The following is a 13,227-nucleotide window of genomic DNA, read 5'->3' on the forward strand; positions in this document are numbered from 1 at the left end:
ATATCAGCAGTCCCGGCCGTTACTATCCCATATTATACCCGGCCGTTCTTCAGGAATGTTCAATGGTGCAACTTCAGCTATCTCATAGATGTTCCATAGCTCTTTAGAGTGGAACATCAGTGGAACAACAGTGGGACAATAGTGGAACAACAGTGGAACATCTATAAGGAAACGTAGCCCTATCCTGCTTCTAAGTAGGATTTTACTATGGAGCGCCTTGCCTGTATGGGGTTTATGTCATTGCCGGATCATGCGGCAGGCTATTTACCGTCAGCCTCCCCGGTACGGTGGCGATTTTTTTCCGTTAGCTGCGAACCAGGGCCCTATTTTTCATGTTAAAAGCATAGCGCGGAAGTAAAGGGAGACTAAACTTTTATGTGTGACAACACTGTTTAGCCTCCCTTTCCTTTTGTATATAACAATTCGATCACATGGGCTTAATACTGCATTCACATTGCAGCGATATGTTTGTTATTTACATCAACTACATCAACCTAACCACCAAATCTCAAGCACATGAAAAAAGACCTCTACCTCCAAAAACTGGTACTCACCTGCCTGTTGCTCAGCTTGTCATTGTTTACAATGGCTCAACGCGTGCGCACCGGTGGCGTATTCTCCAATGACAACCGCGCGCCTGTTGTGGGTGCTACGGTGGCCGTCAAAAACGGGAAGGTCAGCACCTTCACCGACACACAAGGCATGTTTAAAATCACAGCAGATGACAACGACCAGCTGGTCATCAGCAGTGTAGGCTTTACCACGCGCACGGTAAAAGCATCAGAGGCGGCAGAGATCCTGCTGGTACCGGTAGCCAGCGACCTGGGAGAAATTGTGATCACGGCCCTGGGTATTAAAAGGGAAAAGAAAAAACTGGGGTATGCCCTGCAGGAGGTAAAAGGAGATGAACTCACCGTAGCCAGGGAAAGCAATGTAGTAAACCAGCTGGCAGGTAAGGTAGCAGGGGTAACGGTGATAGGCAGCCCTTCCGGTATTGGTGGCTCTGCAAGGGTGTCTATCCGGGGAGAACGCTCGGTAGACCTGAATAAAAACCAACCCCTGTACGTGATAGACGGGGTGCCTATCAGCAATGCCATCACCGGCGCTTCCGGCCGTGGCAACATGGAAGTGGATTATGGCAATGGTGCCGGATTCGTGAATCCGGATGATGTGGAAAGCATGAGTATCCTGAAAGGGCCTGCTGCGGCTGCTTTGTATGGTTCCAGGGCGGCCAACGGCGTGATCCTGATCAAAACAAAAAGCGGCAGAAAACAACAGGGCATTGGCGTGGAAGTAAATAGTAACCTCACCTTTGAATCAGCGCTGAAATTGCCGAAATATCAGACTACCTACGGACAAGGTAATGGCAGTGGTGGTGCTTTTGCATTTGTAGATGGCCGTGGTGGCGGACTGGCAGATGGTACCGACGAAGGCTGGGGGCCTGCTTTTAATGGACAGAAATATCCGCAGTTTAACTCTCCCCGTACCCTCAATGGGGAAGCTATTCCCTTCACCGGTGGTGACATGAATGCGCCTGCAGGCAGTGTGATCACGCCCACCACCTGGGAAGCAGATAAGGATAACCTGAAAAACTTCCTGCAAACAGGCCGCACATTTACCAATAATGTGGCACTGGTAGGGGGGAATAAAGATGGTGATTTCCGTTTAAGTTATACCAACCTGGACCAGACCGGGATCGTGCCTAATACTGATCTTAAACGTAATACCGTATCCCTTTCCGGTGGATATAATTTTAATAAGAAACTGTCGGCACGCGCTTTTGTGAGCTATATCGATAGTAAAAGCGATAACAGACCCTCCATCAGCTATGGTACCGAAAGTATCATGTACCTGTTCAACTGCTGGTTGCCTGCTTCTGTGAAAGTAAGTGATATGAAACGCTTATGGCAGCAAGGACTGGATGGTAAACAGCAATATGGCTGGAACTATAACTACCACGATAGCCCCTACCTTACCGTTTTCCAGAATACCAACGGCCAATATTATAACAGGATCATCGGTAATGTGCTGTTGAAATATGAGTTTACCGACTGGTTGAATCTCCAGCTCCGCACCGCTACCGACTGGAGCAACGAACGCCGGGAAATGAAAAGGGCATTCAGCACCCAACGTTTCCCCTTTGGTGAATACCGTGAAGTAAATATTATCAACGAAGAGCGGAATACCGATTTCCTGTTCAGCCTGAATAAGGATATCAACTCCGATTTTGCGGTAACAGCTACTTTGGGAGGCAACCAGATGCGCCAAACTTCCCGCTTTAATGAAGGCGTGGCCGGACAGTTGAACATTCCGGGTATTTATAGCCTGAACAACTCCAGGATAGCATTGGTGGCAGAACAGAATAATGTGGCAAAACGGATCAACAGCCTGTACGGGTCGGCCGGAATTGCCTACAAAAACAAACTGTTCCTGGATTTTACCGGACGTAATGACTGGAGCAGTGCACTTACCTTGCCAGAAGAACTGAAAGCTTTTGGTACACAGGATAACTCCTATTTCTATTCTTCTGTGGCATTGAGTGGTATTATCAGTGATATGGTAACACTGCCGGATGCGATCAGCTTCCTGAAACTGCGCGCCAGCCTGGCCCAGGTGGGAAATGATACAGACCCTTTCTCTTACACCCAAACCTACAACAGAAGCGAACCTTTTGGCACTACCCAGATCTATGGAGAAGCCAGCAGCCTGGCCAACCTGAACCTGAAACCGGAAATCAGCTCTGCCTATGAATTTGGGGCAGATATCCGTTTCCTGAATAACCGTATCGGACTGGACGTTACTTACTATCAAAGCCGTACGAAAAATCAAATCCTCAACATTCCTTTAACCAATACCAGTGGATATGATACCCGTAAAATCAATGCTGGGCTGATCAAAAACAGTGGGGTGGAAGTAATGCTGACGGGTAGCATCATTAAAAAAGAACGTTTTACCTGGGATGCTTTTGTGAATTTCTCTGCCAACAGAAGTATTGTACTGGAACTGAGTGACGGGCTTTCTAATTATGTGATGGCCGACAGAGGGGTAAGTGTGGAAGCCAGGGTAGGCGAAAGAATGGGGGATCTGTATGGTATCGGTTTTGCCCGTGTGCAAAATACCGACAAGGATGCGCCGTATTACGATCCTACCGGCCAGTACGTAGGACAGATGGTATACGGTACCAATGGCCGTCCAATCGCTACTACCAACAAAATCAAATTAGGGAACTACAATCCTGATTACCTGATGGGTATCGGTAGCAGTTTTAATTATCAGGGTGTACGCCTCAGCTTCCTGTTTGATGTGCGCCAGGGTGGTAAGCTGTATTCACAAACACAAACGGTAGGGCGCGAAGGTGGTATTATCATTGAAACGCTGGAAGGTCGTGCCGATGGGTATGATCTTACCAAACCAGGTAATGGGGTGATCGGCTCCGGAGTGGTACAGATTGCTCCTGAAAAATTTGAAGCCAATACCAAAAAGCTGACCGCCCGCGAATGGCATTCTGCCTGGACGGGTGGCCGTGGTATTGCAGAAGGAGTGATGTATGATGCTTCCTTCGTAAAACTGCGCGAGCTGCAGATCGGTTACAACATCCCTGATAAGGTATTTGGTAAATGGCCTATCCGTGGTGCGGCTGTTTCATTGGTAGGCCGCAATCTCCTGCTGTGGGACAATGTGCCGCACGTAGATCCTGAAACAATGTCTTACTCCGGAGGTACTGCGCTGCCAGGTATAGAATACATGAGCCTGCCTTCCTCCCGTAGTTATGGCATTAACCTCAGCTTCAAATTATAAGGAACCATCCATATCAATCATTTAAAAATCTGACCGATGAAATTGTTTAAAATCGCAGTCACCGCCTCTATCATATTCACACTGCTGGCTACCGGCAGCTGTACCAAAGACTTTTCAGAAGTAAATACCAACAGGAATAATACGACCAATGTAACGCCCGACCTGTTGCTGAGCGGTATCATTAAAAGCACGCTGGACAGGCAGGTAAATGAAGCCTGGGGTATCGGAAACATCGTGGTGCAGTACCATTCCAAGATCCAGTTCGTAAATGAAGACCGGTATGGATGGAATGAACGGAATGATATCTGGAACACGGTATATGGTAACTACCGCAATCTGCAGAACATCTTCCTGATCATTAAAGACGATCCCACCAGTCCGTATTACGGGGTAGGGCTGATCCTTAAATCCTGGATGTTTTCCATGGCAACAGATGCCTATGGAGATGTGCCTTACAGCGAAGCCGGTAAAGCGAAGATCGGTGGGGTGTATCAACCTGCCTATGATAAGCAGGAAGATATCTATACCGGTATCCTGGCTGATCTGAAAAAAGCGAATGAAGTACTGGCTACTGCCAAGGGAGATGTTTTTGCAGGAGATATATTGTATGGCGGTGGCGCCGGTGCCATGATCAAATGGCGGAAGCTGGCCAATTCCCTGCAATTGCGTTATCTGATGCGGATCTCTAAAAAGAAAGATGTAAAGGCAGAGATGCAGGCCATCATCAGTGATCCTGCCAAATACCCCATTTTTGAAGGCAATGCTGATAATGCCGAACTGGAATACCTGGCGGCAGCGCCTAATCAATGGCCGCTGTATGGCAACCGGGTAGGCTCATTTGATGAATTCAGGGTGAGCAAAACACTGTCCGACAGAATGACCGCCCTGGGCGATCCCCGTCTGAAAGTATTTGGCCGGCCTACACAGGCTTCTGTGGCCGCGGGTACCCCGGTAATCCTGGGATCTCCCAACGGACTGAGCGATGTGGATGCACTGGCTTACAATGGCGGAGTACAAGGCGTTTCAAGGGTAGGATACACTTTTGCCTGTCTGGTATGCAATGATAATAACCAGGCTGCCCCACAGCCGGATGCAGCCCGCGGTATGCTGATGACTTATGCCGAACTGCAATTTATCCTCGCGGAAGCAAGGCAGAAAGGATGGATCACTACCGGCGACGCAGCTACGTACTATACCAATGGTATCAAGGCCAATTTCGCTTATTGGCAAGCAGTAGTGCCTGCGGCATACGGACTGGATATCACCATGCCTGCCAATTACCTGACACAGCCGGCAGTGGCCCTCACCGGTACCGACAATGAAAAGCTGGCCAAGATCGCCCTGCAGAAATGGGTATCGCTTTACTTTAACGGACTGGAGGGCTGGTTCGACTGGCGGAGAACAAACATGCCGGCAGTTATTCCCGGTCCTGCCAACCTGAATAATAATAAAGTACCTATCCGGTATATCTATCCTCAATCTGAACAATCCCTGAACACCAAACAAAGGGAAGCTGCCGTACAGCGCCAGGGGGGAGATGATATGAATACCCAGATGTGGTTGCTGAAATAATCATGAAGCAGTGATAGCAGCAAAAGCATAAAACACGCTGTCATATATAACCGGGGCTGACCATTTTTGGTCAGCCCCGGTATTTTGTTACTAAGCAGGTTGTTGCTTTACCTGTGCCTGCCAGACTTCTGTAAGTTATGATCAGGGTATTTTTCTATACCCCGAAGCGCCCATCGGAGAGCCGGTATTAGGCAGGTAATAATTGTTAACATCTACATTGGCAGCGGCCACGGTGAGGAACCTGGTATTTACATTGGTGCCGGCACCTTCCGTAGCGATACCCCCATTTTCCGTATAGATATAAGCGGTAGGATAAATAACCCCACCTCCGGTTCTGGGTTGTATGAAGGCATTGGCATTCACGATCTGGGCGCCTGTTTGTCCCGTTTGCCCGTTGATCCTTAAACATACCCCTCCTGGTTTTGAAATGGTATTGTTGGTGATCTGTACAATGGCATTATGGGAACCTCTCATACTGATGCCACTGTTTTGTGCCTGGTTATCCCGGAACAGGTTATTATGAATAATATGGGTGCTGGCATTTTCTCCCGAGCCATAGAACTGGCACATTTCCCCCCAGCCGTCATGCACATAATTATCGTGCGTGTTGGTATTCGTGGTGCGGCCACCAATCAGAATGCCACCGTTATGGGAGTAGTTTTGTTGTGTAGCCCAGTTGGTTACTTCGTTGTTATAAATTTCCAGTACATCAATGGCAGAGGTTTGTATACCATCAGCACCGGAACCTGTTACGAGGTTGTTGTATATTTTCACGTTATACCATTTGATGGGTTGTACGTAAAAATGGCCAGGTGTAAAAAGTGTATCGTACTTGGGAGTGTTGTTGGTAAGATCCCAGTACGTGGCAGTATGACCAATATACATGGCTTCATTGTAGGTCCCGTTTACAGTGATGTCATGGATCTTCAGGTTATTCATCTGTGTATTGGGATACCAGCTGGCAGTGTCCGTAAGTGCAGGATCTGTTTTAGCCCAGATGCCGGTACCGCCGTTGTTGATAGTAAGGAGGGTGATTTCAAAATTATCCGTATGCTGGCGCAGTACCAGGTTGAAGTAGGCTTGTCGCGCAGGTTGTGTAGAGCCGTTGATCACAAAATCGGATTGACTGCTGCGTCCGCCCAGTTTGATATGATGGCAATTGGTAAATACCAGCCCTTCTGCCCATGATCCGCCATTCCAGCTGGGATTGCCGATGGTAGTGGCCGCGCCGGAACCATTCCGTATAATAATAGGATCCGACAGAGAGCCGCTGAGATTGGAAAAATAGATACCGGAGAAACTCCCGGTTAAATTGAGGATATCCCCCGGTTGATAGTAATTGCTGGCATTGTCAACAAATAAACGGCCGTTGGCGTCCGGAACAAGGGTAAACTCCCTGCCAGACAGCAGGCTTTTGTTATTGTCCTGCTCATGGCGCAGGGCATCTTTTTCCAGCATATTGCGGCGGCAGCTGGAAAAAGTAAGACCGTATAAAACAAGGATAAGCATGACCAGGATGCCTGGATTCCGGCGAAATGAATGGTGTGTCTTCATAAAAGGTGTGGATTTGGGTATTCATTGAAATAAGAAAAAGGGTTAATTGGGTTACAGCAAGCCAGGTGGCACAGGTATAAAGCGATCACTGTAAATTAGGGGATTATTGTTGCTTTTGCAAACGAATGCAAAGAAAGATAAGTTGGTGAAGTAAATGGCTGATAATCTGTATTTTAACGATAAATTTACCGGGTAGCGTTCTCGTAAATGAAAATTTCCAATAAAAATACTTTTAGCCATCAATAAAAGATGGAAATATGAAAATACTTTTTATAAATTTAAAGGTTTTATACACACTTTAAGATTTCAACTAAAATTCACGTTTTATGGAAAAGGCGATCCAGCCGCAGAAATTATTTGTTGCCAGTTGTCTGGCGTTATTGGTCACTTCCCTTTCTTTCGGTATTCGTGCCGGTATATTGGGACGGCTGGGAGTAGAGTATCATCTGAGCGTTGAGCAGCTGGCTATTGTAGCCGGAACGGCTATGTGGGGTTTCCCGCTGGCGGTAGTATTTGGCGGGTTTATCGTGGATGCCATTGGTATGAAAAGGTTGCTGGTAGCAGCATTCTTCTTACATCTCATTGGTATTGTACTCACCGTATTTGCTTCGGGCTTCTGGTCCCTGTTTATTTCCACGCTGTTTATCGGCCTGGCCAATGGAACGGTGGAAGCAGCGTGTAATCCTTTGGTAGCAACGATCTTCCCGAACGACAAAACCACCAAGCTGAACCATTTTCACCTTTGGTTCCCCGGCGGTATCGTAGTCGGTACACTGATTGTATTCTTTCTGGATATGGCAGGCATTGGCTGGAAAATACAGGTTGCCAGCATGATTATTCCTACATTGATTTATGGTTACCTGTTTTTAAAGCTGGATTTCCCGGTTACAGAAAGGGTTTCACAGGGTGTTTCCAACAAAGACATGTATAAAGCCGTGGGTAGTCCGCTGTTTATCTTTATGTTCATCTGCATGTTTGGTACTGCTATCACAGAACTGTTTACCGGGCAATGGGTAGGCGTATTGCTGAAAAATGTAACCGGCAATGCGATCCTGATCCTGGCCCTCACAGCAGGTGTACAAACCCTGGGCAGGGCAGTAGCTGGTCCGGTGGTACATAAGATATCACCTACAGGCGTATTATTATTGTCAGCGATCCTGTCGGCATTAGGCTTATATATGTTAAGTACTGTATCTGGTAATATGATTTTTGTGGCGGCCTTTATATTTGGGCTGGGAGTTACGTATTTTTGGCCATGTATGCTCGGGTTTGTATCGGAGAATATTCCTGCTTCCGGCGCCTTGGGGATGAACCTGATGGGAGGTGCAGGTATGTTTGCCGTATCTATCTACACCTTCTTTATGGGTGGATTTTATGATCGTATTATCAGTTCGCAATTGCCTGCCGGTGCTACACTGGATGCCTTCCGCTCGGCAGCAGCAGGTACCGCTGAAGCCGCCGCCTATGCGCAGGCAGAGTCAGTAGCCGGACCTGAAATATTAAGGGTAACATTAATTATTCCTATTATACTGATCGTCATTTTTGCCGGACTTTTCTTCTACACACGCACGAAGAAAAGCCAGCCATTACAAACAGCGTAATAAAAAGACCGATATATGAACCGTAAGTTAAGAATGGGTATGATTGGAGGCGGTAAAGACGCTTTCATTGGTGCCATCCACCGTATAGCCGCCAATATGGACGGGCTGATAGAATTAAAAGCTGGTGCGTTGAGTATTAATCCTGAAATAGCACAGGATTCCGGAAAATCCCTTTTCCTGGAAGACGACCGGATCTATACCGACTTTAAAACCATGCTGGAAAAAGAAGCAGCCATGCCTGCTGATAAAAGGTTGGATTTTGTAACGATCGTTACTCCCAACTTTGCGCACTTTGAACCTGCTATGATGGCGCTGGACAAAGGTTTTAACGTGGTAATCGAAAAACCGATCACCTTCACCCTGGATGAGGCGAAGCAGCTGAAAGCCAAGGTAGAACAAACCGGTCTTACCTTATTGCTGACACATACCTATACCGGCTATCCGCTGGTAAAACAGGCCCGTCAGATGATCAAGGAAGGTGCACTGGGCAAGGTGCGGAAAGTATGGGTAGAATACCCGCAGGGATGGCTGAGCAAAATGAGTGAAAGAGAAGGAAATGCACAGGCCGCCTGGAGAACAGATCCTAAACGTTCTGGTAAAAGTGGTTGTATGGGAGATATTGGTACCCATGCAGCTAATCTTGCTGAATATATTTCCGGTGCCAAAATTGAAAAGCTGTGTGCCGACCTGACCATTCAGGTTCCTGGCCGTGCGCTGGATGATGATGGTGGTGTACTGTTGCGCTTTGATAATGGTGCTGCCGGTGTACTACAGGCATCACAGGTGGCTGCCGGTGAAGAAAATGCTTTGAAAATACGCGTATATGGCGAAAAAGGCGGGCTGGAATGGGCACAACATGAGCCTAATACCCTGCTGGTAAAATGGCTGGACAAACCTGCCGAAATATACCGCGCCGGCGGTGGATACACCGGACATCTGTCTAGCTATGCACTGCACAACTGCCGTACACCGGGTGGACATCCGGAAGGATACCTGGAAGCTTTCGGCAACCTGTACCGCAACTTTGCGCTTACACTCACCGCCAAGCTGAATGGCCAGCAACCATCTCCTGAAGCGCTGGATTTCCCCAGCGTGGATGATGGGGTACGTGGCATGGCTTTCATCGACAACGTCGTGAAATCGTCTAACAGCGATCAGAAGTGGACGGTATTTGAGGTGTAGCTATTAGCTGTTAGCTGTTAGCCTTTAGCTTTTGTAATGCAAGTTCTTCAGCTAATGGCTAACAGCTAATAGCTTAAAAAAATAACCGCTGGTAGCTAACAGCTAACAGCTAAAAGCTAAAGAATATGAAAACAATCAAAGGTCCTGGTATATTTCTGGCGCAGTTCATGGGAGATACAGCACCATTTAATGGGTTGAAGTCTATTTGTGAATGGGCAGCCGGATTAGGTTTTAAAGGTGTGCAAATCCCTTCCTGGGATACCCGTTTGATAGACCTGCAAAAGGCGGCGGAGAGCCAGACGTATGCAGATGAGATAAAGGGTATTGTGAATGCAGCTGGTCTGGAAATTACGGAGTTGTCCACGCATCTGCAAGGACAGCTGGTAGCAGTACATCCGGCGTATAATGAATTGTTTGAAGGCTTTGCACCGGAGCAGGTAAGAGGTAACACTGCTGCACGTACGAAGTGGGCAGAGAACCAGATCAGATACGGCGCCCGCGCCAGCAAGAACCTGGGGCTGAAAGCCATGGGTACCTTCAGTGGTGCTTTGCTGTGGCAAACCGTATATCCCTGGCCGCAACGTCCGGCAGGACTGGTAGAAACCGGCTTTAAAGAGCTGGCCAAACGCTGGCTGCCGCTGCTGAACGAGTGTGATGCCAACGGAATCGACCTGTGCTACGAGATCCATCCTGGGGAAGACCTGCATGATGGTGCCAGCTATGAAAGATTCCTGGAAGCTACCGGTAATCATGCCCGTGCCTGCCTGCTGTATGATCCAAGTCATTTTGTGCTGCAGTGTATGAACTACCTGGAGTATATAGATATCTACCATGAAAAGATCAGAGCCTTCCACGTAAAGGATGCAGAATTTAATCCCACCGGACGCTCCGGCGTTTATGGCGGGTACCAGGGCTGGTTAGAACGCCCCGGCAGATTCCGCTCCCTGGGCGATGGGCAGGTAGATTTTAAAAGCGTATTCAGCAAGCTGACCCAATACGGATTTGACGGCTGGGCAGTATTGGAGTGGGAATGCTGTATGAAACATCCGGAAGATGGTGCCCGCGAAGGTGCGCCTTTCATCAAAGACCATATCATCCGCGTTACCGAAAGAGCTTTTGACGACTTTGCCGGTACAGGTTCTGATGAAGTATTTAATAAAAAAGTACTGGGATTGGGATAAGCTCCCGCCATCCGGGCATAATGCTGCCTGCGCAGCCTTTATCCGTTACTTTAACCATCTAAAATATAAGGAGCACTTGTTTAATGATAAATGGTTAAATTAACGGCCTGTTTTACTAAAACGATTAATCCGCCTGTAATTCCATAGGGTGTATTACACCCGGCAGGAAAGACAGGCCTTTCACGAAACAAATAAAACAATAACGACTAACAATTATCAAATTATGAGAAAGAGACTTTTGGCGCCGTTTGTATTGAGTGCATTATTCTTCGCAGCTTGTGGCGGAAGCAGTAACAGTAACAGTGGTGATCAACAAGCCAATACCAGCGCTGGCAGCCAGGAAGGGGGCGCAGTAGATAGTTCCATGATCAAACCTTCTGCAAATGCAGAACCAAGAGGAAAACAACTGATGGCACAACTGGATTGCAAAACCTGTCATAAGGAAGATGTAAAACTGATTGGCCCATCTTTTAAAGAAATAGCCGCCAAATATCCGGATAACGCGGAGAATGAAACCAAACTGGCGGAAAAAATCATCCACGGTGGTTCCGGCAACTGGGGCGAAATTGCGATGCTGCCTCACCCTGACGTGAAAGTGGAAGATGCCAAAGAAATGGTGAAATACATTTTATCAGTTAAGTAATCATCATCTCCGGCCTGAAAAACCGGAGCAACGTATGGACCATGCTGCCGTTTGATAACAAATACAAACGGAGAAAGGAGTGTTATTGCGGAAATATTTTAATATACAGCAGGAATTAACAACCTTAAAATAATCGGAATTATGAAACGTGTAATATTCTCTGCAATGATCATGGGTGCATTATTCAGCACTTCTGCAGTAATGGCACAAAAAGCAAATACCTTATCAGCCAAAGAAAAGAAAAATGGCTGGATGCTGCTGTTTGATGGTAAAACCACCAACGGCTGGCATACTTACCTGAGCAGCAAAGTAAGCCCGGCATGGAAAGCAACCGATGGCGCACTGGAATTTGATCCGGAAGTAAAGAAAAATGGTGCACCCGGTGGAGACCTGGTTACCAACGATGAATATGAAAATTATGAGCTGTCGATAGACTGGAAAATCTCCGAAGGAGGTAACAGCGGTATTATCTTCAGCGTACACGAAGATCCTAAGTACAGTGCTACCTTCCTCACCGGTCCTGAAATGCAGGTGCTGGATGATGATAAGCACTCCGATGGGAAAATCGTAAAACATAATGCAGGCGACCTGTACGACCTGAAAAAATCAGTAAAACGTGCTGCCAAGCCGGTAGGTGAGTGGAACGTGGCCAAAATTGTAAAAAAAGATGGTCAGCTTACCCTGTGGCTCAATGGAGTGAAAACAGTAGAAACTACCATTGGCTCGGCAGAGTGGAACGAAATGCTGGCAGATAGCAAATTCAAAGACTGGGAAGGATTTGCTAAATATCCAAAAGGCCGCATCGCATTACAGGACCACGGCAATAAAGTATGGTATCGCAATATAAAGATCCGTTTGCTGTAAGTAATTATAAAAAAGCACCGGCAATAACTACCGGTGCTTTCTTTTTTAATAAAAGCTCAAATTTCACGTCCATGCATGTTCCTGTAAAAAAGTATGCCACAGGTCTGTTAACACTACTGCTGGCTGTATTGGTATCTTCCCACACCTATGCCAAACCCAAACCAAGAGTACTGGTGTTTTCAAAAACAATGGGTTTCCGGCACGATTGTATCCCCGCTGCTAAACTGGCACTGATAAAACTGGGTAATGACAATGGCTTTGTGGTAGATACCACGGAAGATGCCAGCGTATTTACCACCGAAAACCTGAAAAAATATAAGGCGGTGGTTTTTTCCTGCACTACCGGTGATGTGCTGGATAATGCACAACAGGAAGCCATGGAAAATTATATCCATCATGGTGGTGGGTTTGCAGGTATTCATGCGGCTACTGATACAGAATATGACTGGCCATGGTATAACAAACTGGTAGGGGCTTATTTTTTAAGCCATCCACACCAGCAGGTAGCTACCCTCCACGTAGTAGACCATCATCATATTTCTACCAAACATTTACCCGATGAGTGGAAGCGCAAAGATGAATGGTACAACTTCAAGAATATGAACCCTGATGTACATGTACTGATCAAAATTGATGAAACAACCTATGAAGGTGGTAAAAATGGTGACAACCACCCGATGGCCTGGTACCACGAGTATGATGGAGGCCGCGCTTTTTATACAGAACTGGGGCATATCAAAGAGTCTTATGAAGAACCGCTTTTCCTGCAACATTTACTGGGCGGGATCAAATATGCTATGGGCAAAAAGAAATAATACTTAATCATCCAATT

9 protein-coding genes are annotated in these 13,227 nt (G+C 47.0%); 8 read left to right on the top strand and 1 reads right to left on the bottom strand.

What is annotated here, in order from left to right; all coding sequences use genetic code 11:
* Positions 1-516 precede the first annotated feature (516 nt).
* Entirely contained in the window at positions 517-3,798 is a 3,282-nt protein-coding gene (locus tag ABR189_RS21370) for a SusC/RagA family TonB-linked outer membrane protein (RefSeq protein WP_354662514.1), read from the top strand.
* Between the two features lie 36 nt (positions 3,799-3,834).
* Positions 3,835-5,370 (top strand): SusD/RagB family nutrient-binding outer membrane lipoprotein, encoded by a 1,536-nt coding sequence (locus ABR189_RS21375; RefSeq protein WP_354662515.1) that lies wholly within the window; start codon positions 3,835-3,837, stop codon positions 5,368-5,370.
* Between the two features lie 141 nt (positions 5,371-5,511).
* Here ABR189_RS21375 and ABR189_RS21380 read toward each other — a convergent pair whose 3' ends face one another.
* A complete protein-coding gene (locus tag ABR189_RS21380; RefSeq protein ID WP_354662516.1) occupies positions 5,512-6,924 on the bottom strand; it encodes a right-handed parallel beta-helix repeat-containing protein in 1,413 nt (470 codons plus the stop codon).
* A gap of 326 nt (positions 6,925-7,250) precedes the next feature.
* On the opposite strand from ABR189_RS21380, the gene ABR189_RS21385 reads away from it, so the two are divergent.
* The 6 genes from ABR189_RS21385 to ABR189_RS21410 all read left to right on the top strand — a co-directional run bounded on the left by ABR189_RS21385 (position 7,251) and on the right by ABR189_RS21410 (position 13,210).
* Complete coding sequence (locus ABR189_RS21385) at positions 7,251-8,525, top strand: MFS transporter (RefSeq protein ID WP_354662517.1); 1,275 nt, start codon at positions 7,251-7,253, stop codon at positions 8,523-8,525.
* Positions 8,526-8,540: 15 nt separating this feature from the next.
* Positions 8,541-9,707 carry a Gfo/Idh/MocA family protein gene (locus ABR189_RS21390; protein ID WP_354662518.1) on the top strand — a complete coding sequence of 389 codons (1,167 nt, stop codon included), beginning with the start codon at positions 8,541-8,543 and terminating at the stop codon, positions 9,705-9,707.
* 125 nt (positions 9,708-9,832) lie between these two features.
* Complete coding sequence (locus tag ABR189_RS21395; RefSeq protein ID WP_354662519.1) at positions 9,833-10,888, top strand: sugar phosphate isomerase/epimerase family protein; 1,056 nt, start codon at positions 9,833-9,835, stop codon at positions 10,886-10,888.
* Positions 10,889-11,111: 223 nt separating this feature from the next.
* Complete coding sequence (locus tag ABR189_RS21400) at positions 11,112-11,531, top strand: c-type cytochrome (protein ID WP_354662520.1); 420 nt, start codon at positions 11,112-11,114, stop codon at positions 11,529-11,531.
* 141 nt (positions 11,532-11,672) lie between these two features.
* The gene (locus tag ABR189_RS21405) at positions 11,673-12,395 is read left to right on the top strand and encodes a 3-keto-disaccharide hydrolase (RefSeq protein ID WP_354662521.1); all 723 of its coding nucleotides are present in this window, start codon (positions 11,673-11,675) and stop codon (positions 12,393-12,395) included.
* A gap of 71 nt (positions 12,396-12,466) precedes the next feature.
* Entirely contained in the window at positions 12,467-13,210 is a 744-nt protein-coding gene (locus ABR189_RS21410) for a ThuA domain-containing protein (RefSeq protein WP_354662522.1), read from the top strand.
* Positions 13,211-13,227 lie beyond the last annotated feature (17 nt).

It is taken from the genome of Chitinophaga sp. H8 (genome assembly GCF_040567655.1).
Classification (GTDB): domain Bacteria; phylum Bacteroidota; class Bacteroidia; order Chitinophagales; family Chitinophagaceae; genus Chitinophaga; species Chitinophaga defluvii.